This is a genomic window from Enterobacter sp. CFEC122 (assembly GCF_052983755.1).
On sequence record NZ_JBRIQR010000023.1, the window covers coordinates 46,047 to 72,972 of the forward strand.

Consider the following 26,926-nt stretch of genomic DNA (forward strand, 5'->3'; position numbering starts at 1 on the left):
ACGTATCAATGTCGTTTTTAGGGTACGATCATGGCTAGGGGTAGGCGTCTCAAATCCTATTTGGATTATGAAAATGCGCTAGGTGACGGCATAGGAGTGGGCTATGGCCAAAGTTATCAGCCCTGGCTTAGAGCTCAGGACGTTAAATCCCGTGGAAACCGTTCGATAGTCTTTGGCCTTAAGACGTTTCGAAACCATCATCTCCTTTCTTCTGTCGAAAGTAACTTTTTCTATCTGGCTGAGTTTAATGACTCGGTGATTGATATCCGGGAACAATTCCCACTCTTTCCTCTCCGGCTTACCCAACAAATAGCAAATCATCTACATTTTCAACATCCTATGGTGAGGGGAGTAAGAGGAGTACCTGTCGAAGTTCTGAATGTTATGACAACCGATTTTTTACTGACCTTGAGAACTCCTGAAGGCGGACTTCGATACAAAGCTATAGCAGTAAAACATAACGAGAGCATACCTGAACGCGAAGCCCAAAAACTTGAAATAGAGAGGATGTTTTGGCAGTTGATTGATGTTGAGTTTCAAATTTATGTTGGCTCGGAACTCAATAACGTCGTCGGTAAAAACATTTGCTGGGCTACTTCTGTATTAAGAGATGGTTCTGAATTTTATGATAAATATCCTCTTGATAAAATCCTATGGAAGCTTAAACCAGATGTTTATCCCATAGTAGGACTACGTGCAATGATTTCATCAATCTTTGGGGTAGATGCACAAGAAGCGATGATGTTATTGCAGGCAATGATTGGATTAAAAATGATAAATGTTGATTTATCATATCCAATACTCGAAACCGGTCTGATAAAGATAATTTCCAATGACCACTATATAGGACTGAACGCAAATGGATATTATTAGGAATTCAGTCTGGCTCTCTCAAGGCACTGATTTGCTTGCAGAGGGACTTTACCGTGTTTTGGATTTTGACAGAAAGGTCGATTTGTTAATTTTGTTTAAAATAAAATCAGAAAGAACGGGTAAGCCAATCCCTTTCTCATTTCAATGTTTAAATATTATATTGAATCAAATAGCATAACTTGTAAAGATTATATATATCCTTCATATATGTTAGTAGATGAGAAAGAATTAACAGATAAAGACAGAGGAAGGCGAGATGAAAATTACAATATCATTAAAGATCTTGTAGATGACAGAATGTTTCTGTTCGACTATGCATTACATAAAAAGTCGCACCTTTTAATGGATTACTCAAGAAATAAAAAAATATCACAATATACTATCAGAACGCTTCTGGCGTTGTATTGGCGACATGGGCAGGATATTTATGCATTGCTACCCGCATTCTCGAACTGTGGCGCCGCTGGGAAAAGTAGAATCAAACATGAAATTAAACTTGGGAATTCCAAAAAAAAACAGAGCATTACCTAATGAACGATCACGTGTTTTCATTCTTAATGAAAGAGATATAAATAATATTAGAAAATCTCTCATTACGTATCATTATAAAGTTAACGGAGATACGATAAAGAAAACATTAGAGAGACATATTGATTTGTATTTTAGGGATGAAATTAAAACAGCAAACCTAGAAAATAGAGCTCCATATGTTCCTTCTTTAAAACAATTTTCATACTGGAATAAAAAACTCTTCACTAAAGATTTCTCGATAAATAAGAAGAACACGAAAAAAGAAATAGACCTCAAAATGCGGGCGCTTTTAGGTAGTGTGGCTAATACAACTGTTTTGCCGGGTGATGTTTTCGAAATAGACTCAACTGTCGCTGATGTACATCTTATTTCGAGTTTAAACAGACGAAAAGTCATTGGGCGTCCTACTATTTATACAGTGGTGGATCGTGCAACAAGAATGATTGTTGGCCTTCATGTTTCTTTATACCATGCTTCATGGCGAGCCGCCCGACAAGCGTTAGCAAATTGCTTTATGCCAAAAAAAGAATATTGTAGATTATTTGGAATCTCTATTACTGATGATGATTGGCCTTGTTCTCACATTCCATTAACATTGATGTGTGACAACGGGGAGATGATTGGTCTTAAACCTCAGGAAGAGATGACCCCCCTGACAAAACTTGAGTTTGCGCCAGTCGGTAGAGGCGACAGAAAAAGCATTGTTGAACGCTGTTTCGGCATTCTGAATGATGAGGTTATTCATAGGCTTATTGGAACAACACGAAGGGGAAAGATTGTTAAAGGAGAGCCAACACCGCAATCCAGGGCTTGTTTAACGATTCAGGAGGTCACGTCTTTACTGATTCGGGAGATACTTGCACATAATCAGAGAACGTATGAGGAACTGGCTTATATCAATCCCTTACTGATTGAAAATGATCTCGTAATATCACCAAAAAATAGTTGGATGATAAGCTTAAAGCACGGGAGATTCAGCGCAAGAGCCGTTGGGGCCGACGAAGTGATCGCACGATTGTTAATCCCTGTGAACGCTAACATTACCGCCGGTGGGATTCAGTACAATAATCTTTTTTATGAATGTGATCCTGAAATTGCATCAGGTGTCAGAGTATTTGGAAGAACCACTTGTGAAGCAAGAATAGATGACAATTGCGTAGATTATATATATGTAAGATTTGACAAAAATAGCATTTTCAAAAAACATTACCTACTTAAGAAAAGAGATGTATTTAAAGGGAAAGCTCATCTTGATACAGATGTAATGGCTGATTGGGTAGATACTCAAAAAGAAATTAATTTATTTACTCTGGATTCGCTCAGCAATATCAATAATAAAGATGAATTTAACAGGAAAGGTAACGAAAGATTAAATGAAATATACGAATCTCGCCGGGTACATGGTAAAGATATTAAAAAGAACAGGAAAAATGAACTTGATTCATTAGGGCGAACTCATGTTGCTAATGGAAGATCTGAACCCCTACTTCCTTCATCCAGTAATGTTCTGCTTTTGCCTGGCCGGGAGGAGAAACAAAGATGGTTAAAAGGTAAGAAGAAGACTGAGGACGCAGAATAATGAATCTTATACGGCGCGTTTCAGCGATATATAAAGAACAGGAGTTACCTGAGTATCGTGGCAATCCCTTAATTGAAGCACTTCCTGAAGCGCTTACGGAAGATGAAGTACTTCTGGAAATGAGTTATTTCCCCGAAATTGACGAAAAAATCCGCTGGACTGCCCCGGCGAATGTTAGAGAGCAGTATGTCGAACGTATAAAGAAATTCCGTTGCCCTCAAACCAATCTTATCCAGGCTTATAAGATGATCTTACGGGCACTTAGGGAAAGCTATGCAGCTCGTAATCCTTTAAAAAGCGGAACAATTCAATATCTTCATTACTATGGAAATGAGCGTCCTGATATTGAGCCAGAAAGTGGATATTTTAAATCCCAGGCTGAAACTATTACGATAGTTGGAATGAGTGGTTCTGGAAAAACTACCATGATTGAGCAAGTCATGGATCATTTCCCTCAGATTATAGAACACAGCAGCTATAAAGGAGTTTTTCCCGGCTTCAGTAAGCAAATTGTATGGGTAAAGATTAATTGTCCATACAATTCAAGTGTGAGAGACCTTTGTGAAGAGATTTTACAAAAATTAGATGATGCAATTGGTATTGAACGAACTACACCTGAGATTAGAAATGGTGCTCTGGCTCGCCAGATTGCACAAAGAATTAAATCATCATTTTTGGGTATCCTTGTTATTGATGAAATGCAGAGGCTTAAATTTTCAAGAACCGGGGGTGAGAGTAAGTTGATTGATTTTTTACATGAAATTGTAGATTCCATGGGGGTATCTATGGTTTTTTGTGGAAATCATCCTTTTGACGAGACGCTGACAAAGAAAATGAGAATTGCCAGGCGGGCAGAGTCTGGTGGTTACATGAAAATTAAGAATGTTAGATACGATTCACAAGACTGGCAATCGTTTATTCATTATTTATGGCCATTACAATGGACAAATGTTGAAACTCCATTAAATGATGAGTTAAACGAAAAATTATTCATTTTATCTAAAGGCAATATTGGATTGGCTCAGATGATTTATCGGGGGGCACAATTAAAGGTTATCGGTAGCGGCAATGAAATCATCACTGGCGCAGTCTTGTCGGCCTCTGTACCGGTACTCGTGAGTCATACGGAGGAATATAAGGATACTCCACTCCCGGGGGCCGCGACTGAAGATGAGGAAGCTAAATGGCTCTCTGCATCTAATGAGGGTGATGCTTCGGCTAAAATCATGGCAGAGAAGTCCCTAAAGTCTTTGATCCCTGGGGATATAGACAGGCCACAGCACAAGGAATTCGTAGGAAAAATAGACGAGGTTTTGCGCAATTTCGACGAGAAAATACTGTCTCTTGACCACGATCTTGTTATCAACAGAACAGCTGAAAAGAAAAATACCTACGATGCTCTTCAGCGTTGCGGGCTTATAAATATAGATCCACTTAATAAATTGTAATGAGGTAACAGTTCGTAACGGTCAAAGAGAGGTGTGGGAAATGAGAATGTTGCCTGTTTTGCCTGATGAATCCTTGTTCAGCCGGTTTTGTCGGACAACTACCGTGTACGGTATGTCCCCATCTTCTCTGTTAACGATCATTTTCAACAAACCTGATATGAACGTCCATCCAATTCTCAATTCAGGATTAAAGGCTATTTCTCTTCATACATCCGAAAGTGCAGATCAGCTCTGGCATGAACAGACTTTACTCCCTCTTTTTGCCTGGGCACTACCAATCAGTCGTAATGAAATTATGGATTTCAACACGACCCCTGCCAGGCTTAATCGATTGTGCCGCCTTAGTAATTTTTCACTAGGGCAGCGCACACTATTGAAGTTTTGCCCGGTTTGCGCTCGTGAAGATACTTTTCATTATGGTGTTACTTATTGGCATCTGGCGCATCAGCTTCATGGGGTTACAACCTGCCATCGGCATCCGGTAGCGCTTGAAAGCATCCATGTCCCTTCTTCACCGCACATACGTATTGGACTGATGCCTCCTGTTTCGTATACAGAACAACTTAGCAATGAGATAGACTTCGATTTTGCTAAGTTTTGTTATGAGTCCCTAAATATAATCAGAAGAAAAGATATTACACACCCCAATTACATGGATGTACTTAAAAAGTTGAATTTATTATCATTGGATGGAAATTTAAAGAAAAATGTATTCTACGCACATGTTTATGCTAAGTGCCAGTTATTTGGGGAGGGTTCATCGGGACTTATACCAACATCCCTAACTGATTATCATTACTGGGAGCCTATACTCAAAGACAAATGTTGTCAGCATCCCACAAAGCATCTTTTGCTTTGTTATTGTTTGTTAAATACTTGCTGGCCAACGTATGCAGGAAGTCGTACTAATAAAAAGAAAGAAATCTTTAAAAGTCATAAGAAATACAGTTTTCATATAGTTGAAAATAATACTAGTGTTAGCAACCTTGGGAAGGAATTTAGTCGCAGCAGATGTTACATTAAAACACTTATTTATAAAAAATACCTGAGGGCGTTTAAGCGAAACACAAAAATTAATATATTCACTGAATTGCTTATCAAGTCTATGGCTGTAAGGGGGTTTAGTCTGGCATCCATAGCTGAGAAAAACTCATTATCGGAAGGAGCTGTATCCTCTGTAATTTCATCTTGTTACGGTTTATGCTCATGGCGTAAAAAATGTAAAAAAGATTCTTTAAGACGGCGTCATAAGCAGAAAATATTAAGATTTATACATAATCAATCCGTTTCTATAACACGAAAGTTAGTCAAAGAAAGTTGTTATGCAAGTTTCTATTGGCTAAATAAACATGAATGTGACTGGCTTAATTCCTGTCTTCCTAAAACAATACGATGCTATAAAAATAAAAGAGTAGACTGGAGCGAGAGAGATATTATCTCATCATCATTAATAAATGATGTTTTATCTCAGGGGCAGTACTCGATGTCACTTACAAGTCTAGATGCTTTACTGGGAGGGCATGGCTGGCTTTTGAAATACAGAGATAAACTACCAATGACAATGATACTTCTCAGAAAAATGGAACTAATTAAATAAGAGGGAGTTATATGGTTTACGAAAATGAATTGTGGCACAGTTTTCTTCTGCGTTCACAGATAATGTATAACTTATCCAATTGCAGGAACATAATATCAAAGCATGGCGCACTAAGGTACGATGCCTTTCCTCGTTTCGAACTGATTGATATGTACAAATTGCATAGCTTGCAGGATATATATGACATTCTTGCCACTAGAAATGGTTATATACTAACTTCCAATATAGTGTCGTTATCTTCTGGTGTTTACGGGTATTTTAACGCTGTTGAAGATGCCTGTCGGAAAAATTTTCACATAACTAATTCATATCCATTGGTAAACATCTCAAACATTCGTTACTGTCACAAATGTATTGTTGAAGATATACACTCTAAAGGCATTGGTTATCTGCGTCATAGATGGTTGTTTGAATCTAAATGTGCAGTTCATAGTACCAGTTTATATGAGGTTTGTTTTGATAACTATTTGAATGCAGTGAAAGGACTTAGTGACTTAATTATAAGTGGAATAAATCCTCATGGTTATTGTTCCCTTGTGGTTGACGTTTCAAACCCTTTCAAAAATCCAGTGTATATATTACCATGTGCACGTAATAAAATTTTAAAATGGATTTCGGACAATAAAAATATGCTGATTTACTTTCTCTTTGATCTCTTCAAATGTAAGTCGCATTCAAGTTTATCTAAGGTTATCGAAGTCAAGATAATGCATGATAGATATATTTCTGCGGTGTTCAAGATGTTAAGTGAAGTTAATTTTTGTAATTTCAACTCATTTATTTCTGATATTTTTGAGGACGTAAGTTATGCCTCTATCGGACTTGATGATTATTCTGTTAATGTGCATTTTCTCAGGCTAAGGGCTGCAGATTGTAAATTTTGCCAGTTGAATGGTAAATATTTTTGCTCACTTTACAATGTAAAACTTCTTCGCTAATTTCACTTCATTTATAAAATACTAAGAAAGCTAGTTAGATAAGGTTTTATATTTTGACTGGGGCAGGAATAAATTATCACTCATAGAGTTTCCCTGGGGGTTACCACCTGTGTATGATGCCGGTTAGCAACAACGTCTAAAAGACCTGCGATCACGTGGGTCCCTCTCCAGCAAAGGGGCAAGGGGTGCTATATAACGGTGTACTGCTTACCCAATACGGCCTTGTATTTGAAAGATGCCGCATCTTGGCAGGATTCGTATTACAGCCTATAGTCTGTTAATGAGCATTACAGCCTATATGCTGTAAATCCCTGCGTTATGCTTGTTAACTCGTCGATACGGAAGGTCACTTATGAACACTCAATACGCTTTGAAGACTTTGAATCAGTTACGTCCTGTTTTAATCGGCTTTCGCAAAGCCAATGGACTGACGCAAAAAGATGTTTCTGAACGTTTGGGTATAACACAGCAAACTTATGCCCGACTAGAGGCCAACCCTGCAAGTGCGGGTTTTGAGCGTTTGTTTAGGGTGTTCAGCGTCCTTGGAGTGGAGATCGTACTTTCATCCAGGGAACCATTGTCAGATGCAAAGCCCGAATACGGAGCTATGCACAATTATTCTTCACTTCCAGCCAGGCGGGAGAAATGGTGACGCCTGGCGCTTCCCGGTCTAATTTTTCTTCAACAAGATTAACCCCTTAGCGGCCTGAAGTATCAGGTTGCGATAGAGCCTTTCATTTCTTCTGTTATGTTAAATACACCATTTTGAGCTATTTCGCTCGGCCTTAAATTATCTCTTCATTCTTCAGTGAAAATTTTATGTCGATCACATTATCGATGAATTTAGGAAATAATCCGTAAATGAAAATCTATCTTCTTTTAAATTCATCAGTGTCAGTAGCAAATATTACGCATAAAAGAATGGTTATTATTATCATTTAAATTATAAAGCTCATGAGTCAATTCCAAAAAATATAATAAGCATTGAAATCATTACCCGTGATTCTGGAGTTTTAACTTTGCCATGTAACCAACCACAAGTTAGTTTCCGGTGTTTTGAGGGGCAGTAAAGTTCTGAAAGCGCGACCAGATCATAATCCCGAAATGTCGTTAAGATATTCTGAATAACGGTTATCCCTGCTTGTTGGCAGGCATTTGAAAATATATTTTGTATTCAGGTTGCAGCAAAACGCTTTCTTACACACAGGACTTCATATGCGGCTCAGAAAATTAAAACTGAAAAACTTCAGAGGCTACAGAAACTCTACTGAAATCATTATTGATGAAAGCATGACGGGTATTGTCGGTCGTAATGACTTTGGGAAATCAACGCTTCTGGAAGCGCTGGCTATTTTTTTTGAAACAGAAGGAATGAAGGCTGACAAGAATGACATGAACTGTTTCAGCCTAAGAGAAGGGGACGGCCGTTTTGAAATAGCCTGTGAATTTGATGACCTGCCCGATTTTATCATGATCGACGACAGGGTGCAGACCACGCTCGCCTCAGAACATCTGCTGAATGAGGACGGCAATTTTGAAATCGTCAAAACGTTTAAAGCAACGACCTCAGGAAAACCGGAGCAGACCTGCATCCGCTGCATCCACCCGGATGAGGAGCCCCTGAGAAATTTACTGGGCATGAAAATTTCTGAGCTCAAGGCGGTGGGAAAAGAAGTTGAAAAAAATGTGGCGGATAAACGCACTGCATCGTTATGGCGTCAGGCCATCAGGGAAGCCGCAGCCCCCTATACCTGTTCGGAAATTATGCTGGATGTCGATAAAGAGTTCGGAACCGACACAAAATCATTATGGGGTAAGATCCTCGATTTGCTGCCCACGTATGCGATTTTCAAAGCCGACAGGGAAAGCAGCGACGGGGATTCCGAAGCTAAAAACCCCTTACAGCAGGCCGTAAAAGACGCTCAGGCTGCGCTGCAGGACAAAATTACAGCGCTGGAAAATGAGATTCAGGACAGCGTCCTGGATGTCGCACAGAGAACGCTGGATAAATTACGTGAAATGGCCCCCGAACTCGCCAGTGAACTGACTCCACGATTTAAGGAGAAACCCAAGTGGACCTTCAATTTCACCCTGGACGGGGAAAATGGCATCCCCATCAATAAGCGCGGCAGCGGGATAAGGAGGCTTATCCTGTTGAATTTTTTTCGGGCTGAGGCTGAAAAGAATGTCGCGGGGACGCCCAGAAATGTGATTTATGCCATAGAGGAGCCTGAAACGTCACAGCATCCGAACTATCAGATGATGCTGATGAAAGCGTTACTGGCACTGGCAGGCCAGCCGCACCGTCAGATTATCGTCACCACCCATGTCCCGGCGCTGGCCGGATTAATCCCTGTCGAAGGCGTACGTTATGTTACCCGAAATGAGGCGGGTGAACCCGTAGTAAAAATGCCGGATGACGCAGTGCTGAAGGAAGCCACTGAAAGCCTGGGGGTGCTGCCAGAGACCGGTATGGAAAGGGCGCAGGGGATTGTTCTGGTAGAGGGAAAGTCGGATGTTACTTTCCTGAGGCATGCGGCCAGTTCATTAAAACAGTCAGGTGCGCTGCCAGCCTCTCTGGAGGACGTGAAAATAGTGCCAGTCCTCATAGGAGGGTGTGGTAGCGTCAAACACTGGGTTACATTGAATCTGGCCAAAGATCTGGGGCTTCCCTGGTGCGTATTTCTGGACTCCGATATTGGGGGAGACCCTGCACAGGTTCTGTCCATCCAGAAGCGTAAAAAAGAAGTAGAGGAGGCCGGTAAGGTATTTTTCGCTACGCGCAAACGTGAGATAGAAAACTATCTGTGCCCGGATCTTATCGAGGAAATTACTGGTGTAGCCGTCACGTTTACGGACACCTGTGACGCTAAAAAAATAATCGGCCGGGCTGTGGGAATGAAACCCGATAATGTACTAGATAAATTCTGGCCTCAGATGACATCAGAAAGAATCATCTCAAGATCAACCTATCATGACGGAACGCAGGAGAGAAGCGAGCTGGTTGAGATCCTGAGCGACATTGTATCCATGACGAGATAATGTATTAAATAAGCATCTCAGGTGCATATATTCCGGTCCTCAACAAAGGACCGGAGTACAGAGTAGTAAAAACCCGAAATTAATCGGGTTTGAATTATATAAAGATTAACCGACTCCCGCGCCCAGGAACGATGTAAAATCACGCTTGTCGTGACATTTCTACAATGTTTACTTTTGACTATCAAGCCATTTATTCATCTGCTCAATTTCACCTTTTTGAGCTTTAATGATGTCCTGCGCGAGCTTTCTCATTTTCGGATCTTTTCCGTATTTGAGCTCGGTCTCAGCCATTGCTATTGCCCCTTCATGGTGCGCTACCATGCCTTTCGCAAAAGCCTTGTCGGGATCGGACTCATTTACGGCAGCCATCATTTTGTCATGCATGTCTTTCATGCCAGCCATATATTCCTGTGACGAAGCCGAGGTAGACATATCAGTCATTTTCATTTCTGAATGTTCTGCTGAAATCGCTGGCAGGGATAACATTAATACTGCAAATAAAGTGTTTCTGGCTTTCATAAAAAATATCCTTTTAGCGTTGATGCCCGTTAACTGTAGCAGAATCTGATAAAAATGCCCCCTGTAGGGGGCAAAGATGTTGCCATATATCCGGTTACGGAAAAATCTATCAAGGAAATAAGGACAGCACAGATACTTCCCTCGCCGTCAGCCTGCACTGAGCATGCGACGATGCGCTTCGGCCATGGCCTGATGTGGGCCAGACTGACCGTTATTCATAAATTCATGGGCAACTGCAGCTCTTTCATGCTCATTCATTGCCGCTAATGACTTCGACGGCCCGGTAGGGGAAACGGTCTGACTTCCCATCATCCTCTGATGACTTTCCACCATTTTCTGGTGCGCATCCGCCGACCCGTTCGTCATGGTTTCATGAGCAATAATGGCCTGTTCATGCTGGTCCATACCGGCCATACGAGGTGCAGTCCCCTGGATCCCGACAGGAGCCGCAGCAGACTGCATCTGGTGAGCAGGTGCCTGTGCATTGTTGACCCGCTCATGGATATTCACGGTTTCAGTGGCCCAGGCCGAAGAAATTAAGCCAAAGCCCAGCAAGGATGCTAATACGATATTTTTCATGATAACTCTCCATTTCTTAATTAGTGATGTCCGGGGGAGTACAACCGGTGTTTTCAGTTCCATAACTGAAACAGGTTCGGAAGTGTTTATTTCTCCGGGAGGGGACTGGATATTCATTTCCTGGCGTCCACTGACGCCGGATATTGATAAAGCAATCCAGCCTTCCTGATAAGTTGCACTAATTATATCGAATGGCTTCTGTTTGCTGCATGACAGGCTAATGACATCTTTGTCATTTAAATCTTTATTCCCAGCACTGGGTGTCCGGAATCATTTTCTCCAGTCTGGGCACGGATAAGATAAAACGCGTTGAGTGTACGTCCGATTCCACCTGCACTCTTCCGTGATGTGCTTCCACGATTGACTTCACAATCGCAAGGCCGATGCCGCTGCCTTCTCCTTTTCGTTGTCTGGACGGATCCACCCGATAAAAACGGTCAAACAACCTTGATAAATGCTCTTCAGGGATTGGTTTCCCCGGATTTTCAATCACAAGGTCAAAAAAGCTCTCCTGCTCTCTTATTGAGACGGTGATTGCCTGTCCCTCCGGGGTATAACGCAGGGCATTGGATAACAGATTATTGATCGCCCTTCTGAACATTTGTGGATCTCCCTCAACCAGGCAGGGCATCCCGTTAAATTTGAGCGTGATATTGCGTTCTTCGGCCCAGGCTTCGAAAAACTCGAAGACTTTCATGACTTCCGCTCTGAGGTCAAACATGACCCTGTCAGGTATCAGCTGATTATTATCTGCCTGTGCCAGGAACAGCATATCGCTGACCATTTTGGTCATCCGGTTATACTCTTCAAGACTGGAATAGAGGACATCCTCAAGTTCCCTCTGTGTTCGATCCTGACTCAGTGCGATTTCAGTCTGCGTCACCAGATTGGTGATGGGCGTTCTGATCTCATGCGCGATATCGGCAGAGAAATTGGCCTGGCGGGTAAAGACATCCTCAATCTTTCCAATCATATGATTGAACGAGATAACCAGTTGCTCCAGCTCAATGGGAACGCGTGTCGGTTCCAGTCGCGCATCAAGATTCTCGGAGGTGATGTTTTTAATGGCATTGCTGACATTACGAAGGGGCAGGTGCCCCTGACGGACAGCGATTCGAATGATCAGAACAATCAACAGGCTTATCACGACGGCAATCGCAATCAGGTTCTTTTTCAGCGCATCGAGGTAATGGAGATGGAAATTAATGGATAGGCCAGTCAGCATGACATAGTTCTGCTGTTTGCCCTGAAATATCGCCTGACCAGAGGAGGCGATAATCCTGTATGTTTCCATCTTCATTTCGGACCCGGTATCCATCGGTCCCGCAGGATCCTCCACCGTCCAGAGAAAGACATCCCGTGCGCGGCTGTGCTCGCTAAAATCTGCTGAATTCACTGCCGGGCGTAGTGCCGCCCCCTGAGCTGAGCTAAAGAGCACTTCCCCCCTGGGATTGAGGAGCAAAAGGGCAACGTTGCGGTAGCTGGCAATTGATTCCTTTATTTTGCTTATTTTTTTATCATCCGGATCCACCGGGGACTGCAGTATACGGTTCAGTGTGGTGCTGATTTGTTGAAGATCGCTGACATCCTGCTCGGCAAAATGATTTTCAACAGAATGCAGCATAAACCAGGTGAATGCGATAAAAGCCAGTATCGTGGACAGGCTGATAAAAAAGGTCAGCCGCAGAGCGAGTGAGAAAGGGCGTCTGGAAGGTTTGCTATGCATCCGGGACCTCCAGCATGTAGCCCACGCCCCGGACTGTCTGGATCAGCTTTGTCTCGTAATCGTTGTCTATTTTAGCGCGGAGTCGCTTTACTGCGACATCGATCGCATTAGTGTCGCTGTCAAAATTCATGTCCCAGACCTGAGAGGCAATCAGGGAGCGGGGAAGAACCTCTCCCTGATGGCGAATGAAGAATTCCAGCAGGCTGAACTCTTTACTGGTGAGCACAATGCGGTTTCCGGCGCGACTGACTTTTCTGGATACGAGATCAATCGAGAGGTCAGCCACCTTAAACTGGCTTTCCGTGATCATCGTGTTTCCCCGCCTCAGAAGGGTTCTCACCCGGGCGAGCAGTTCGGCAAACGCAAAGGGTTTAACCAGATAATCGTCCGCACCCAGTTCCAGTCCTTTGACCCTATGTTCGATCGTGCCGAGGGCTGTCAGCAGTAAGACCGGCATACCCTTTCCGGCAGTGCGCAGCATGCGGATGATATCCCAGCCGTTCACATCAGGTAGCATGATATCCAGAATGACTAAATCATACTCGGCTGTCATGGCGAGATGATATCCGGTAAGACCATTATCAGCGTGATCCACTACGAACCCTGCCTCTGTAAGCCCTTTGCTGAGATATTCACCTGTTTTAATTTCGTCTTCGACGATCAATATTTTCATCTTGCTCCCCGGCTGGCTGCTAATGTCATTCTATTGCGCCCACGATCGTTATCAACGGATTACAGCAAAAATGACAACATTGTCATTATCCTGTCACCCGGCAAACAGAGAGCGTTAGGTAAAGTACCCCTATCAATACTCTGGACTTCATTTGAACCATTTACCAGGTCTGCCTGGACGAGAAGCGTTATGTTCAAATTAAAATTACTCAGCATTAGCACGATATTCATCCTGGCAGGCTGCGTGTCGCTTGCGCCTGAATATCAGCGGCCCGCAGCACCGGTACCCCAGCAGTTTTCACTGTCCCATAACAGCCTGACGCCAGCGGTAAATGGCTATCAGGATACGGGCTGGCGTAACTTTTTTGTCGATCCCCAGGTTACCCGGTTGATCGGTGAAGCTCTGACTAATAACCGTGATTTGAGAATGGCTGCCCTGAAGGTTGAAGAGGCCCGAGCCCAGTTCAACGTCACGGATGCAGATCGTTATCCCCAGCTGAATGCCTCATCCGGGATAACATACAGCGGTGGTCTGAAAGGTGACAAGCCGACCACACAGGAGTACGACGCGAGACTGGAGCTCAGCTATGAGCTCGATTTTTTCGGCAAACTTAAGAACATGAGTGATGCTGATCGCCAGAACTACTTTGCCAGCGAAGAAGCCCGTCGGGCCGTACACATCCTGCTGGTATCCAACGTTTCACAAAGCTATTTCAGCCAGCAACTGGCGTACGAACAACTTCGTATTGCGCGGGAAACGCTGAAAAATTATCAACAGTCCTATGCTTTCGTTGAGCAGCAGCTCGTGACCGGGAGTACGAACGTTCTGGCACTTGAACAGGCGCGAGGACAAATCGAAAGTACCCGCGCCGAAATAGCCAAACGAGAAGGCGATCTGGCTCAGGCAAACAATGCCCTGCAACTGGTGCTGGGAACGTACCGCGCACTTCCGTCAGAAAAAGGGATGAAAGGCGGGGAGATAGCCCCAGTAAAATTGCCACCAAATCTGTCTTCACAAATTTTGCTGCAGCGACCGGATATTATGGAAGCGGAATATCAGCTGAAAGCGGCTGATGCCAATATTGGCGCAGCGCGAGCGGCCTTTTTCCCCTCAATTACCCTGACCAGTGGTCTTTCCGCAAGCAGTACGGAGCTGTCCAGCCTGTTTACGTCAGGAAGTGGAATGTGGAATTTTATCCCTAAAATTGAAATTCCTATATTTAATGCTGGCAGGAATAAAGCCAATCTGAAGCTGGCTGAAATTCGCCAGCAACAGTCGGTGGTTAATTACGAACAAAAAATTCAGTCAGCCTTTAAGGATGTTTCCGACACGCTTGCGCTGCGCGACAGCCTTAGCCAGCAACTTGAGTCACAGCAGCGTTATCTTGATTCACTTCAGATAACTCTCCAGCGTGCCAGAGGATTGTATGCAAGTGGTGCTGTCAGTTACATCGAAGTGCTGGATGCAGAACGTTCCCTCTTCGCTACCCAGCAAACCATTCTCGATCTTACCTATTCCCGGCAGGTTAACGAAATTAATCTGTTTACCGCGCTGGGTGGCGGTTGGGTAGAGTAAATTTATTTAATTAATCAGGAAATTAAAATGCGTAATTCACTTAAAGCCGTTTTATTTGGTGCCTTCTCTGTCATGTTTTCTGCCGGTCTTCATGCTGAAACACATCAGCATGGCGATATGAATACTGCCAGTGATGCTTCGGTACAGCAAGTTATCAAGGGCACCGGTGTCGTTAAAGACATTGATATGAATACTAAGAAAATCACCATTTCGCATGAAGCAATTCCAGCGGTGGGCTGGCCTGCAATGACCATGCGCTTTACTTTTGTTAATGCAGACGATGCTATTAATGCCCTGAAAACAGGCAACCATGTCGATTTCTCGTTTATTCAGCAGGGCAATATCTCCTTACTCAAAAGCATTAACGTGACGCAGTCCTGATTGGCTGTCCGGAGCGATTACATCCTGTGCGCCTGTACATTCACATAGGTATATGTGTGAGTTAACCGTCAGGCGCATATGCCAGGTGTTTTGATTTTTTAGCGGAAAATTGTATGGCTTCTTTAAAGATAAAATATGCTGCAATAATTATCAGCAGCCTCATAGCAGGGGGGCTGATATCGGTTACTGCCTGGCAGTATGTAAACTCAGCACAAAAGACAGAAAAAACAGAACAAAAGGCACCGGAACGAAAGGTGCTTTTCTGGTATGACCCAATGAAACCGGATACCAAATTTGATAAACCCGGAAAATCGCCCTTTATGGATATGGACCTGGTGCCAAAATATGCTGATGACAGTGGCGATAAAAGCAGTGGCGGGATCCGTATCGACCCAACCCAGGTTCAGAATCTGGGATTAAAAACGCAAAAAGTCACGCGAGGAATGCTGAATTATTCTCAGACAATCCCGGCTAATGTCAGCTATAACGAGTATCAGTTTGTTATTGTGCAGGCGCGTTCTGACGGGTTTGTCGAAAAAGTCTACCCCATGACGATTGGCGATCATGTGAAGAAGGGGACGCCACTTATCGATATTACCATTCCGGACTGGGTGGAAGCACAGAGTGAATTCCTTCTGTTATCCAGCACCGGTGGTACTTCCACGCAAATTAAAGGCGTTCTGGAACGGCTTCGCCTGGCAGGTATGCCGGAAGAGGATATTCAGAGACTGCGTTCTACCCGGAGCATTCAGACCCGTTTTACCATTAAAGCACCTATTGATGGTGTCATTACTGCATTTGACCTGCGCACCGGCATGAATATTTCGAAAGATAAGGTGGTGGCTCAGATTCAGGGAATGGACCCGGTCTGGATCAGCGCTGCAGTGCCAGAATCTATCGCCTATCTGCTGAAAGATACGTCGCAGTTTGAAATTTCGGTACCGGCTTATCCGGATAAAACATTCCATGTCGAAAAATGGAATATTCTTCCCAGCGTGGATCAGACAACCCGTACGCTTCAGGTCCGTCTCCAGGTTTCTAATAAGGATGAGTTTCTCAAGCCGGGCATGAATGCCTATCTGAAACTGAATACCAGAAGCCAGGAGATGCTGCTGATACCAAGCCAGGCCGTTATCGATACCGGCAAAGAACAGCGCGTGATTACTGTTGATGATGAAGGCAAGTTTGTGCCGAAACAGATCCACGTTCTGCATGAGTCACAGCAACAGTCCGGCATCGGCTCCGGCCTGAATGAAGGCGATACCGTGGTGGTCAGTGGCCTGTTCCTCATTGACTCTGAAGCCAATATTACGGGCGCACTGGAACGTATGCGCCACCCTGAAAAAACAGAAAGCAGTATGCCAGCAATGTCTGACCAGCCTGTAAATATGCATTCAGGGCACTGAGGAGACGACGATGATTGAATGGATTATCCGGCGCTCTGTCGCCAACCGTTTCCTGGTCATGATGGGGGCCCTGTTTCTCAGCATCTGGGGCACATGGACGATTATTAACACGCCTGTCGATGCCTTGCCTGACCTGTCAGATGTGCAGGTCATTATCAAAACCAGCTATCCCGGCCAGGCCCCGCAGATTGTAGAAAACCAGGTCACCTATCCACTTACCACCACCATGCTGTCCGTGCCTGGCGCAAAAACCGTGCGTGGTTTTTCACAGTTCGGTGATTCGTATGTGTATGTCATTTTTGAAGACGGCACCGATCTGTACTGGGCCCGTTCCCGCGTGCTGGAGTACCTGAACCAGGTACAGGGAAAACTGCCCGCCGGTGTGAGTTCTGAAATCGGTCCGGACGCCACGGGGGTGGGCTGGATATTTGAATATGCCCTTGTCGATCGCAGCGGAAAACACGACCTTTCAGAACTGCGTTCTCTGCAGGACTGGTTCCTGAAATTTGAGCTGAAAACCATCCCGAACGTGGCTGAGGTCGCTTCGGTTGGCGGCGTGGTGAAACAGTACCAGATTCAGGTCAATCCGGTAAAATTGTCTCAGTATGGTATCAGCCTGCCCGAAGTGAAACAGGCCCTTGAATCGTCTAACCAGGAGGCCGGTGGCTCATCCGTTGAAATGGCCGAAGCTGAGTATATGGTCCGTGCCAGCGGTTATCTTCAGAGCATTGATGATTTTAATAACATCGTCCTGAAAACAGGCGAGAACGGCGTGCCGGTTTATCTGCGGGATGTTGCCCGCGTGCAGACCGGGCCTGAAATGCGGCGTGGTATTGCCGAGCTGAACGGCCAGGGCGAAGTCGCTGGCGGCGTGGTGATCCTGCGGTCGGGTAAAAATGCACGCGACGTTATCACGGCAGTGAGGGATAAACTTGAGACGCTGAAGGCCAGCCTGCCGGAAGGCGTTGAAATCGTGACCACCTACGATCGCAGCCAGCTCATCGACCGGGCGATTGATAACCTCAGTTCCAAACTTCTGGAAGAGTTTATCGTGGTGGCCATCGTCTGTGCCCTGTTCCTGTGGCACGTACGTTCTGCCCTGGTGGCGATTATCTCTCTGCCGCTTGGTCTGTGTATCGCCTTTATCGTCATGCACTTCCAGGGACTGAACGCCAATATCATGTCGCTGGGAGGGATAGCGATTGCCGTCGGTGCGATGGTGGATGCCGCCATTGTGATGATTGAGAATGCGCATAAGCGGCTTGAGGAGTGGGATCATCAGCATCCGGGTGAGCAGATTGACAACGCCACCCGCTGGAAGGTGATTACCGATGCCTCCGTTGAAGTGGGACCCGCACTGTTTATCAGCCTGCTGATCATCACCCTGTCCTTTATTCCTATCTTTACCCTGGAAGGTCAGGAAGGACGTCTGTTTGGCCCGCTGGCATTCACGAAAACGTACTCCATGGCGGGCGCGGCCGCGCTGGCCATCATCGTCATTCCGATTCTGATGGGATTCTGGATCCGGGGGAAAATTCCTGCAGAGACCAGTAACCCCCTGAACCGGGTACTGATCAAAGCGTATCATCCATTGCTGTTGCGGGTTCTCCACTGGCCAAAAACAACCCTGCTGGTTGCGGCCTTGTCCATTTTCACCGTTATCTGGCCGCTGAGCCAGGTGGGCGGTGAGTTTCTGCCGAAGATTAACGAGGGCGACCTGTTGTATATGCCGTCGACCCTGCCGGGTGTCTCTCCGGCTGAAGCTGCAGCGCTCCTGCAGACGACGGACAAGTTAATCAAAAGCGTTCCTGAAGTGGCCTCTGTATTTGGCAAGACCGGTAAAGCAGAGACCGCCACGGATTCCGCACCGCTCGAAATGGTTGAAACCACGATCCAGCTCAAACCTGAGGATCAGTGGCGTCCAGGCATGACGATTGACAAGATTATTGAAGAACTCGACAGGACCGTCCGTTTACCGGGGCTGGCAAACCTCTGGGTGCCGCCAATCCGTAACCGTATTGATATGCTCTCAACCGGGATCAAAAGCCCGATAGGTATCAAGGTGTCCGGAACGGTTCTGTCCGATATCGATGCAACGGCGCAGAGTATCGAAGCGGTCGCCAAAACCGTACCCGGCGTAGTGTCTGCTCTCGCAGAGCGACTGGAAGGCGGGCGCTACATTGATGTGGATATCAACCGGGAAAAAGCCTCCCGCTACGGAATGACGGTGGGCGATGTGCAGCTGTTCATCTCATCAGCCATCGGCGGCGCGACGGTAGGGGAAACGGTTGAAGGCGTGGCCCGGTACCCGATTAATATCCGCTATCCGCAGGATTACCGGAACAGCCCGCAGGCCCTGAAACAGATGCCGATCCTGACCCCGATGAAGCAGCAGATCACGCTGGGCGATGTTGCGGATATTAAGGTCGTTTCCGGGCCGACTATGCTGAAAACGGAAAATGCCCGTCCAGCCAGCTGGATTTACATTGACGCGCGCGGCAGGGATATGGTGTCGGTGGTTAATGACATTAAAACGGCGATCAGTCAGAAAGTGAAACTGAGACCGGGTACCAGCGTGTCATTCTCCGGACAGTTTGAACTGCTTGAGCATGCCAACAAGAAACTGAAGCTGATGGTGCCGATGACGGTGATGATCATCTTCATCCTGTTGTATCTGGCATTCCGCCGGGTTGATGAAGCCCTGCTGATCCTGATGAGCCTGCCGTTCGCCCTGGTTGGCGGGATATGGTTCCTGTACTGGCAGGGCTTCCATATGTCTGTCGCAACCGGAACGGGGTTTATCGCTCTGGCCGGGGTGGCAGCAGAGTTTGGCGTGGTCATGCTGATGTATCTGCGTCATGCCATTGAAGCGCACCCGGAATTGTCCCGTAAAGAGACGTTCACACCGGAAGGCCTTGATGAAGCCCTCTATCATGGTGCCGTACTGCGTGTCCGGCCGAAAGCCATGACCGTGGCGGTGATCATTGCGGGTCTGCTGCCAATACTCTGGGGAACCGGTGCAGGTTCAGAAGTCATGAGCCGTATCGCGGCACCCATGATTGGTGGGATGATCACGGCTCCGCTGCTGTCCCTGTTCATTATTCCTGCCGCCTACAAATTAATCTGGCTGCGCAGACATAAAAAAAGCGTGTCCTGAACCTGAAAGGGCACCCCCTGTGGGTGTCCTTCTTTACTGATTCACCCTGACGTCAGGGTTTAAATCGATAATATACAGAGGTGAGTATGAAAAAAGTGGTTCTGATGGCGCTGGCTCTCGGCCTTTCACTGCCCGCGATGGCGAGTGAAAAAGTGATTGATATGTACAAATCTGAAAACTGTGGCTGTTGTTCCCTGTGGGGCAAGGCGATGGAAAAAGACGGGTTTGAAGTACGAACTCACGTCATGAATGATCAGGCGCTGTCAGCCCTGAAAGAAAAGCATGCTATTCCTGCAGGACTGCGAAGTTGTCATACCGCGGTTGCCGGTAATTTGATCATTGAAGGCCATGTGCCTGCGACAACGATACATAAGGCAATGCAGTCTGGTTCAGGTATATACGGTCTCGCCACCCCCGGTATGCCAGCAGGAAGTCCTGGAATGGAGATGGGAGCCCGAAAAGAGGCTTACGATGTTATCGCATTCTCACCGGATGGAAGTAAAAAAGTCTTCCAGCGAATCGAATAGTCAGCGGAACGGCTGATAACGGGACGCCGGTAGCAGGCACTCCTGTGCCGGCGATATTCGTGGTAATCGCATCCATGACATACCCTGAAGACAGAAGATGCTTCGGTATGCATAAGGAGAGTTACTGTGAAAAATGACAATGCAGTGCAACACAACAACCAGACTGCTTCTGAGCAGACATTATCCCCGGACGAGGGCCACGTATTGCATAAGGTGAGAGATCCCGTGTGCGGGATGGCCATCCTGCCCGACAGGGCGCACAGCAGCATTCGATACCAGGACCATCAACTTTATTTCTGCTCCGCCAGCTGTGAGAGTAAATTTAAAGCCCATCCCGATCGTTATCTTACCGAAGATGCCAGTGAACATTCCCATCACCATCACCACGATCATCACGAAGTCAGCCCTGATCAGATAAAACAGCCTCACCACCAGGCGGAAAAAGAGAATTCTGAAGGTGTGTGGACATGTCCGATGCACCCGGAGATACGCCGCAGTGGTCCCGGAAGCTGTCCTGTCTGTGGAATGGCACTGGAGCCGCTCGTAGCTACGGCATCCACGGGGCCGAGTGATGAACTTCACGACATGACAAGACGCTTCTGGCTGGGGTTGTTGCTGGCGTTTCCGGTTCTGGTACTCGAAATGGGATCTCATCTGTTTCCCGAGTTGAGGAATACAGTACCGCCACAGTACAACACATGGCTGCAGCTGCTTCTGGCCTCCCCTGTCGTGTTGTGGTGTGGCTGGCCATTCTTCGCCCGGGCCGGAATGTCGTTACGTAACCGCTCCCTGAATATGTTTACCCTTGTTGCAATGGGGACCGGCGTAGCCTGGGTTTACAGCGTCATTGCAACCGTCTTCCCCTCCTGGTTTCCTGCATCGTTCAGAAACATGGATGGCCTGGTGGCCGTTTATTTTGAAGCCGCAGCAGTTATTACGGTGCTTGTTCTGCTGGGACAGGTTCTTGAGCTGCGGGCACGGGAACAAACCTCAGGCGCCATTACTGCGCTTCTGAACCTTGCCCCCAAAACCGCCAGACGGCTGGATCATGACGGTCATGAAACGGATATTAATGCGGAAGATGTCCTGCCTGGCGATAAGCTCCGCATCAGACCTGGAGAGAGTATTCCGGTCGACGGTATCGTGATCGAAGGCAAAACAACCGTTGATGAATCGATGGTGACCGGGGAATCTATGCCGGTTACCAAAACGGAGGGTGACCCTGTCATCGGGGGGACCATTAATCAGACAGGGAGTCTCATCATCCGTGCAGAGAAAGTCGGTGATGAAACAATGCTCTCACGAATTGTTCAGATGGTCGCTGATGCACAGCGTTCGCGTGCCCCCATCCAGAGAATGGCTGACAGCGTTTCAGGCTGGTTTGTTCCTCTGGTGATACTTATCGCGGTTGTTGCTTTCGTGATCTGGTCTGTCTGGGGGCCCGAGCCCAGGATGGCGCACGGTCTCATTGCGGCTGTGTCGGTCCTGATTATTGCCTGTCCCTGCGCGCTGGGGCTGGCCACGCCGATGTCGATAATGGTGGGGGTGGGCAAAGGAGCCCAGGCCGGGGTGTTAATCAGGAATGCCGAAGCCCTTGAGCGTCTTGAAAAAGTGGACACGCTGGTTGTCGACAAAACAGGCACGCTCACGGAAGGTTCGCCTACGGTGACAGGGATTATCAGTCTCAATCCGGGTGGGGAAACATCTCTTTTGCGTGTAACAGCCGCAGTGGAAAAAGGCTCGCAGCATCCGCTGGGTATGGCAGTAGTTAAAGCAGCACAGGAAAAGGGGATCGCAATACCCGCAGTCACTCATTTCGATGCACCGTCGGGTAAAGGTGTCTCAGGCGATGTCGAAGGTCAACGGGTTGTTATTGGTAATGAACTGGCTATGCAGGAAAACAGTATAGTTATTGATAATCAAAAGGCCGTTGCGGATACGTTGCGGATGGAAGGCGCTACCGTTATCTATGTGGCCACAGACGGGGACCTTGCAGGCCTGATAGCTATCTCGGATCCCGTGAAAACAACCACGCCGGATGCGCTTAAAGCTTTGCGTCAGGCGGGGATCCGCATCGTTATGCTCACCGGGGATAACCAGCTTACTGCTGAAGCAGTCGCACGGAAACTGGGAATAGATGAGGTTGAAGCCGGAATTCTGCCGGATGGCAAAAAAGCAGTGATAACCCGACTGAAAGAGTCTGGCCATGTGGTTGCGATGGCCGGAGACGGTGTGAATGATGCCCCGGCGCTGGCAGCGGCTGACGTGGGTATAGCCATGGGAACGGGTACAGATGTGGCAATTGAAAGTGCCGGAGTCACCCTTCTCAAAGGCGACTTGATGATACTGAACAGGGCCCGTCATCTGTCAGAGATCACCATGAAAAATATCCGTCAGAATCTGTTTTTTGCATTTATCTACAACGCACTTGGCGTGCCTGTGGCTGCAGGTCTGCTTTATCCTGTGTATGGAATACTGCTGTCGCCAGTTATTGCGGCGGCGGCCATGGCTCTTTCCTCCGTCAGCGTCATTGTGAATGCGTTGCGTCTGAAAAGTGTCAGGCTCGGGAAATAACACTGAGTGAAGGGTCAGTTACGAACAGAAGGAGTCCAGTATGAAAAGTACCACCTATGCGCTTATTGCTGTCGCCGCGATCGCGGCATTTGCCCTCCTGCGCGAACACTGGTCACATGTGGCAGGTTACTGGCCATATCTGTTATTGCTGGTCTGCCCGCTAATGCATCTTTTCCACGGCCACGGAGGGCATGGAGATCATCAACATCACGGAAGTGAAAACGATAAAAAAAATTAATCCGGCAGACGGGGCCGCGTCGCGGTCCCGTTATCAGTCCAGGTATCGTTCGTAGTCTCTGGCATGCGCAAAGGCATGCTGTTCGAGTTTGTTATCAGCGGGTGCCGCTGCCCGGAACGCCAGAGAGTTAACAGGGTTGTTATTGATGACCAGCTCGTAATGCAGATGAGGACCGGATGAACGTCCGCTGTTACCGGATAACGCAATAGCACCTCCCCGTGTAACCCTGGCCCCTTTAGTAACGAGTATTTTATTGAGGTGGAGATAGCGAGTTTTAACACCGGCTTTTCCCGTTACTTCAACAAAATATCCCATGGTACTGTTGTATTCGGCCCGGGTGATTTTTCCGTCGATGACGCTGACTATTTTCGTGTTCATGGGCATGGAATAATCAATGCCATTATGGGGACTCACTTTTCCCGATACCGGGTTAAGTCTTGCAGGATTGAAAGGCGAACTGAGTCTTGCTGTGGCCGGTAACGGATAATCGAGACTGCCTTTCCCGGAAGTATCGGAAAGGTTATAGAACTTTTTATCTGATATACGATACGCCGTGTAATTAAATGAACCGGACGTAAATTTATAGGCCACGACACGTGATTTTCCCGCTTTCTTTTGCAGTACGAGTTTTAATGATTCATTTTTTTTCAAATGCCGCAGATTAAACCGGGAAGGCAAGGAGCGCTGAAGAGTAGCGATCTCGTTCGATTCCAGCCCCGAGCGGGTGGCTGAAAGGTAGGCATTTTCTTTTACGACATCGGTAGAATACATTTACTGGAATTCGCCGTTAGCATGAACACTGCGGCGTATGCTAGGGGTTTTCAGGAGGCGTGTCATCTGTCAGTTAATCGGGAGCACCGTTGATGGTCGTCATTTTTGTAACATATCTTGTTTCCCGTTTGCTCCTGAAGCTCTGGGAACTGTATGACCAGCCCGACGGTGATGATTAACGGGACTGAAACAGGTTACGGCAGAGCAATATGGGGCTCATGTCCTGCTACGTAACCCGTCAGTAAAGCCCTGCTGCGCACCTGACGCTAAGCACTAACCCGCCTGCAGTTACCTGGTCGAATACAGCCCGCGAAGCTTTCTTGCCTGCGTCTGATGTGCTTCCGCACCGGCATTATTGACCTGCTCATGCACGAGAGCGGCTTTTTCTCCGGCATTCAGTTCGTTAAAAGAAGAAGACGAGGTCTTTGAATTTGCATCACTGCCGGACAGCATTTTTTTATGTTCCTCAATCATTTTCTGATGCGCATAGGACGCGCTGTTGTTCATAAATGAATGAGCAACAATGGCCCTTTCATGTTCATTCATTTCAGAGAATGAGGGCGTGTTGTTTTTATTAACCCTGTCCGGTAAGTTTTCATGCGTCGAGGAATTCACATGACTGACGGCTGAGGCATTATTAATAAATCGATGTGCTTCATGGGCAATATCACTGGACTGAGCAAAAGCTGCCCCACAAAATAAAGCTGTAAACGCAGTGGTCGTGATTAATATATTCATGTGTAATTACCTTCTGAGGTACATAAAAGATGTCCTTATGATCATATATAAAAATAATCAACCTGTGGGGAAGATGACGTAAATGTAATACAGCTATGTACATTACACGATTGTAATGAATTTGTTTCTTAAGGTGTGCTAGATTCATTTCATTGTAAGTGGATGAACCAGTAATTTAATTTAAATCGGTTCTCGAATTCTGTCAGTAACCATACTTTAAATAAGGGAATGCGCATGCTGTTGAAAACGTCTCGACGAACTTTCCTGAAGGGGTTAACCCTCTCTGGCGTAGCCGGAAGTCTTGGCGTATGGAGTTTCAATGCGCGTTCCAGTCTGAGCCTGCCAGTTGCCGCATCCCTGCAGGGTACTCAGTTTGACCTGACCATTGGTGAAACGGCCGTCAATATCACGGGCAGTGAGCGTCAGGCCAAAACAATCAATGGAGGCCTGCCGGGGCCCGTTCTTCGCTGGAAAGAAGGTGACACCATTACCCTGAAGGTCAAAAACCGTCTTAATGAACAGACGTCCATTCACTGGCACGGCATTATTCTTCCGGCCAATATGGATGGTGTTCCGGGGCTGAGTTTTATGGGCATAGAGCCTGATGATACCTACGTTTACACCTTTAAGGTTAAGCAGAACGGGACTTACTGGTACCACAGCCATTCCGGTCTGCAGGAACAGGAGGGGGTATACGGTGCCATTATCATCGATGCCGGGGAGCCAGAACCGTTTACTTACGATCGTGAGCATGTGGTCATGTTGTCTGACTGGACCGATGAAAATCCTCACAGCCTGCTGAAAAAATTAAAAAAACAGTCGGATTACTACAATTTCAATAAACCAACCGTTGGCTCTTTTTTCCGCGACGTAAATACCAGGGGGCTGTCAGCCACCATTGCCGATCGGAAAATGTGGGCTGAAATGAAAATGAATCCGACTGACCTCGCGGATGTCAGTGGCTACACCTACACCTATCTCATGAACGGGCAGGCCCCGCTGAAAAACTGGACCGGACTGTTCCGTCCCGGTGAAAAGATACGCTTACGGTTTATCAACGGCTCGGCAATGACCTATTTCGATATCCGTATCCCCGGGCTGAAAATGACGGTCGTGGCTGCAGATGGCCAGTATGTAAACCCGGTTACCGTTGACGAATTCAGGATTGCCGTTGCCGAAACCTATGATGTCATTGTGGAGCCTCAGGGTGAGGCCTATACCATCTTCGCACAATCCATGGACAGGACCGGTTACGCTCGAGGGACACTGGCCACGAGAGAGGGGTTAAGTGCTGCCGTTCCCCCCCTCGATCCCCGTCCTCTGTTGACCATGGAAGATATGGGTATGGGGGGAATGGGACATGATATGGCAGGAATGGACCACAGCCAGATGGGAGGCATGGATAACAGCGGAGAGATGATGTCTATGGACGGTGCTGACCTTCCGGATAGCGGGACATCCTCCGCGCCCATGGATCACAGCAGCATGGCCGGTATGGATCATTCCCGGATGGCCGGAATGCCGGGTATGCAAAGTCATCCTGCGTCAGAAACGGATAACCCACTGGTTGATATGCAGGCGATGAGCGTCTCTCCGAAATTAAATGATCCGGGTATTGGTCTTCGAAATAACGGAAGAAAGGTTCTCACGTACGCGGATTTGAAAAGCCGCTTTGAGGATCCTGACGGACGTGAACCTGGCCGTACCATAGAACTGCATTTAACCGGCCACATGGAAAAGTTTGCCTGGTCATTTAACGGAATCAAGTTTTCAGATGCCGCACCGGTGCTGCTGAAATACGGTGAGCGGCTCAGGATCACGCTGATCAACGATACCATGATGACTCACCCCATTCACCTGCATGGTATGTGGAGCGATCTGGAAGATGAAAACGGTAATTTCATGGTTCGTAAACACACAATAGATGTTCCCCCTGGTACAAAACGCAGTTACAGAGTGACAGCAGATGCGCTTGGCCGCTGGGCGTATCACTGCCATTTGCTCTATCACATGGAAATGGGAATGTTTCGTGAAGTCCGGGTGGAGGAATGATG

At 46.7% G+C, this 26,926-nt stretch carries 20 protein-coding genes and 1 pseudogene; 15 read left to right on the forward strand and 6 right to left on the reverse strand.

Annotation, left to right across the window (positions count from 1 at the left end; all coding sequences use genetic code 11):
* Positions 1–30 precede the first annotated feature (30 nt).
* The 7 genes and pseudogenes from ACVCAM_RS16510 (at position 31) to ACVCAM_RS16540 (ending at position 10,008) form a co-directional block, all read left to right on the forward strand.
* The gene (locus ACVCAM_RS16510) at positions 31–873 is read left to right on the forward strand and encodes a TnsA endonuclease N-terminal domain-containing protein (RefSeq protein WP_000090707.1); all 843 of its coding nucleotides are present in this window, start codon (positions 31–33) and stop codon (positions 871–873) included.
* A pseudogene (locus ACVCAM_RS16515) lies at positions 860–2,983 on the forward strand (transposase). The gene ACVCAM_RS16510 and the pseudogene ACVCAM_RS16515 overlap by 14 nt, the downstream one beginning before the upstream one ends.
* Positions 2,983–4,431, forward strand: a complete 1,449-nt coding sequence (locus ACVCAM_RS16520; protein WP_001049180.1) for an ATP-binding protein — start codon at positions 2,983–2,985, stop codon at positions 4,429–4,431. Before ACVCAM_RS16515 ends, ACVCAM_RS16520 begins: the two are co-directional and overlap by 1 nt.
* 40 nt (positions 4,432–4,471) lie before the next feature.
* A complete protein-coding gene (locus ACVCAM_RS16525; RefSeq protein WP_001324699.1) occupies positions 4,472–6,028 on the forward strand; it encodes a TnsD family Tn7-like transposition protein in 1,557 nt (518 codons plus the stop codon).
* Between the two features lie 11 nt (positions 6,029–6,039).
* Positions 6,040–6,966 carry a hypothetical protein gene (locus ACVCAM_RS16530; RefSeq protein ID WP_000262423.1) on the forward strand — a complete coding sequence of 309 codons (927 nt, stop codon included), beginning with the start codon at positions 6,040–6,042 and terminating at the stop codon, positions 6,964–6,966.
* A gap of 352 nt (positions 6,967–7,318) precedes the next feature.
* On the forward strand, positions 7,319–7,618 hold the full coding sequence (locus ACVCAM_RS16535) for a helix-turn-helix domain-containing protein (RefSeq protein WP_001097216.1): 300 nt from the start codon (positions 7,319–7,321) through the stop codon (positions 7,616–7,618).
* 563 nt (positions 7,619–8,181) lie between these two features.
* Positions 8,182–10,008 (forward strand): AAA family ATPase, encoded by a 1,827-nt coding sequence (locus ACVCAM_RS16540; protein WP_001239419.1) that lies wholly within the window; start codon positions 8,182–8,184, stop codon positions 10,006–10,008.
* A gap of 168 nt (positions 10,009–10,176) precedes the next feature.
* Here the strand turns inward: ACVCAM_RS16540 and copM are convergent, their stop codons facing one another.
* From copM to silR, 4 genes are all read right to left on the reverse strand, one after another.
* A complete protein-coding gene (gene copM / locus ACVCAM_RS16545) occupies positions 10,177–10,527 on the reverse strand; it encodes a CopM family metallochaperone (protein WP_000647571.1) in 351 nt (116 codons plus the stop codon).
* 147 nt (positions 10,528–10,674) lie between these two features.
* Positions 10,675–11,106: a silver-binding protein SilE gene (silE, locus tag ACVCAM_RS16550; RefSeq protein WP_000790485.1), complete on the reverse strand. Its 432-nt coding sequence runs from the start codon at positions 11,104–11,106 to the stop codon at positions 10,675–10,677.
* Between the two features lie 244 nt (positions 11,107–11,350).
* The gene (silS, locus tag ACVCAM_RS16555; RefSeq protein ID WP_000555736.1) at positions 11,351–12,832 is read right to left on the reverse strand and encodes a copper/silver sensor histidine kinase SilS; all 1,482 of its coding nucleotides are present in this window, start codon (positions 12,830–12,832) and stop codon (positions 11,351–11,353) included.
* The gene (gene silR / locus ACVCAM_RS16560) at positions 12,825–13,505 is read right to left on the reverse strand and encodes a copper/silver response regulator transcription factor SilR (protein WP_000697968.1); all 681 of its coding nucleotides are present in this window, start codon (positions 13,503–13,505) and stop codon (positions 12,825–12,827) included. The genes silS and silR overlap by 8 nt, the downstream gene beginning before the upstream one ends.
* A gap of 189 nt (positions 13,506–13,694) precedes the next feature.
* On the opposite strand from silR, the gene silC reads away from it, so the two are divergent.
* The 7 genes from silC (at position 13,695) to ACVCAM_RS16595 (ending at position 23,363) form a co-directional block, all read left to right on the forward strand.
* Positions 13,695–15,080 (forward strand): Cu(+)/Ag(+) efflux RND transporter outer membrane channel SilC, encoded by a 1,386-nt coding sequence (gene silC / locus ACVCAM_RS16565; protein WP_000475506.1) that lies wholly within the window; start codon positions 13,695–13,697, stop codon positions 15,078–15,080.
* A 27-nt stretch (positions 15,081–15,107) separates the two neighbouring features.
* On the forward strand, positions 15,108–15,461 hold the full coding sequence (gene cusF, locus ACVCAM_RS16570) for a cation efflux system protein CusF (protein ID WP_001246155.1): 354 nt from the start codon (positions 15,108–15,110) through the stop codon (positions 15,459–15,461).
* 113 nt (positions 15,462–15,574) lie between these two features.
* On the forward strand, positions 15,575–16,867 hold the full coding sequence (silB, locus tag ACVCAM_RS16575; protein ID WP_000157620.1) for a Cu(+)/Ag(+) efflux RND transporter periplasmic adaptor subunit SilB: 1,293 nt from the start codon (positions 15,575–15,577) through the stop codon (positions 16,865–16,867).
* 10 nt (positions 16,868–16,877) lie between these two features.
* The gene (gene silA / locus ACVCAM_RS16580; protein ID WP_000574029.1) at positions 16,878–20,024 is read left to right on the forward strand and encodes a Cu(+)/Ag(+) efflux RND transporter permease subunit SilA; all 3,147 of its coding nucleotides are present in this window, start codon (positions 16,878–16,880) and stop codon (positions 20,022–20,024) included.
* 86 nt (positions 20,025–20,110) lie between these two features.
* The gene (locus tag ACVCAM_RS16585) at positions 20,111–20,551 is read left to right on the forward strand and encodes a DUF411 domain-containing protein (protein WP_000758228.1); all 441 of its coding nucleotides are present in this window, start codon (positions 20,111–20,113) and stop codon (positions 20,549–20,551) included.
* 126 nt (positions 20,552–20,677) lie between these two features.
* Complete coding sequence (gene silP / locus ACVCAM_RS16590; protein ID WP_001353604.1) at positions 20,678–23,125, forward strand: Ag(+)-translocating P-type ATPase SilP; 2,448 nt, start codon at positions 20,678–20,680, stop codon at positions 23,123–23,125.
* A 40-nt stretch (positions 23,126–23,165) separates the two neighbouring features.
* The gene (locus ACVCAM_RS16595; protein ID WP_000843494.1) at positions 23,166–23,363 is read left to right on the forward strand and encodes a DUF2933 domain-containing protein; all 198 of its coding nucleotides are present in this window, start codon (positions 23,166–23,168) and stop codon (positions 23,361–23,363) included.
* 33 nt (positions 23,364–23,396) lie between these two features.
* Here ACVCAM_RS16595 and ACVCAM_RS16600 read toward each other — a convergent pair whose 3' ends face one another.
* Positions 23,397–24,134 (reverse strand): peptidoglycan DD-metalloendopeptidase family protein, encoded by a 738-nt coding sequence (locus ACVCAM_RS16600; RefSeq protein ID WP_000287501.1) that lies wholly within the window; start codon positions 24,132–24,134, stop codon positions 23,397–23,399.
* Between the two features lie 288 nt (positions 24,135–24,422).
* Positions 24,423–24,872: a copper resistance protein gene (locus ACVCAM_RS16605; protein ID WP_109217561.1), complete on the reverse strand. Its 450-nt coding sequence runs from the start codon at positions 24,870–24,872 to the stop codon at positions 24,423–24,425.
* A gap of 234 nt (positions 24,873–25,106) precedes the next feature.
* On the opposite strand from ACVCAM_RS16605, the gene pcoA reads away from it, so the two are divergent.
* The gene (pcoA, locus tag ACVCAM_RS16610) at positions 25,107–26,924 is read left to right on the forward strand and encodes a multicopper oxidase PcoA (protein ID WP_000925240.1); all 1,818 of its coding nucleotides are present in this window, start codon (positions 25,107–25,109) and stop codon (positions 26,922–26,924) included.
* Positions 26,925–26,926: the final 2 nt, after the last annotated feature.

Bases quoted from the DNA above. Each gene is read 5' to 3' on its own strand.
- silE (WP_000790485.1), bottom strand. From the start codon at position 11,106: ATGAAAAATATCGTATTAGCATCCTTGCTGGGCTTTGGCTTAATTTCT.
- silS (WP_000555736.1), bottom strand. From the start codon at position 12,832: ATGCATAGCAAACCTTCCAGACGCCCTTTCTCACTCGCTCTGCGGCTG.
- ACVCAM_RS16595 (WP_000843494.1), top strand. From the start codon at position 23,166: ATGAAAAGTACCACCTATGCGCTTATTGCTGTCGCCGCGATCGCGGCA.
- pcoA (WP_000925240.1), top strand. From the start codon at position 25,107: ATGCTGTTGAAAACGTCTCGACGAACTTTCCTGAAGGGGTTAACCCTC.
- cusF (WP_001246155.1), top strand. From the start codon at position 15,108: ATGCGTAATTCACTTAAAGCCGTTTTATTTGGTGCCTTCTCTGTCATG.
- silB (WP_000157620.1), top strand. From the start codon at position 15,575: ATGGCTTCTTTAAAGATAAAATATGCTGCAATAATTATCAGCAGCCTC.
- ACVCAM_RS16605 (WP_109217561.1), bottom strand. From the start codon at position 24,872: ATGAATATATTAATCACGACCACTGCGTTTACAGCTTTATTTTGTGGG.
- ACVCAM_RS16530 (WP_000262423.1), top strand. From the start codon at position 6,040: ATGGTTTACGAAAATGAATTGTGGCACAGTTTTCTTCTGCGTTCACAG.
- copM (WP_000647571.1), bottom strand. From the start codon at position 10,527: ATGAAAGCCAGAAACACTTTATTTGCAGTATTAATGTTATCCCTGCCA.
- ACVCAM_RS16525 (WP_001324699.1), top strand. From the start codon at position 4,472: ATGAGAATGTTGCCTGTTTTGCCTGATGAATCCTTGTTCAGCCGGTTT.
- ACVCAM_RS16520 (WP_001049180.1), top strand. From the start codon at position 2,983: ATGAATCTTATACGGCGCGTTTCAGCGATATATAAAGAACAGGAGTTA.
- ACVCAM_RS16600 (WP_000287501.1), bottom strand. From the start codon at position 24,134: ATGTATTCTACCGATGTCGTAAAAGAAAATGCCTACCTTTCAGCCACC.
- silC (WP_000475506.1), top strand. From the start codon at position 13,695: ATGTTCAAATTAAAATTACTCAGCATTAGCACGATATTCATCCTGGCA.
- ACVCAM_RS16510 (WP_000090707.1), top strand. From the start codon at position 31: ATGGCTAGGGGTAGGCGTCTCAAATCCTATTTGGATTATGAAAATGCG.
- ACVCAM_RS16535 (WP_001097216.1), top strand. From the start codon at position 7,319: ATGAACACTCAATACGCTTTGAAGACTTTGAATCAGTTACGTCCTGTT.
- silR (WP_000697968.1), bottom strand. From the start codon at position 13,505: ATGAAAATATTGATCGTCGAAGACGAAATTAAAACAGGTGAATATCTC.
- ACVCAM_RS16540 (WP_001239419.1), top strand. From the start codon at position 8,182: ATGCGGCTCAGAAAATTAAAACTGAAAAACTTCAGAGGCTACAGAAAC.
- ACVCAM_RS16585 (WP_000758228.1), top strand. From the start codon at position 20,111: ATGAAAAAAGTGGTTCTGATGGCGCTGGCTCTCGGCCTTTCACTGCCC.
- silA (WP_000574029.1), top strand. From the start codon at position 16,878: ATGATTGAATGGATTATCCGGCGCTCTGTCGCCAACCGTTTCCTGGTC.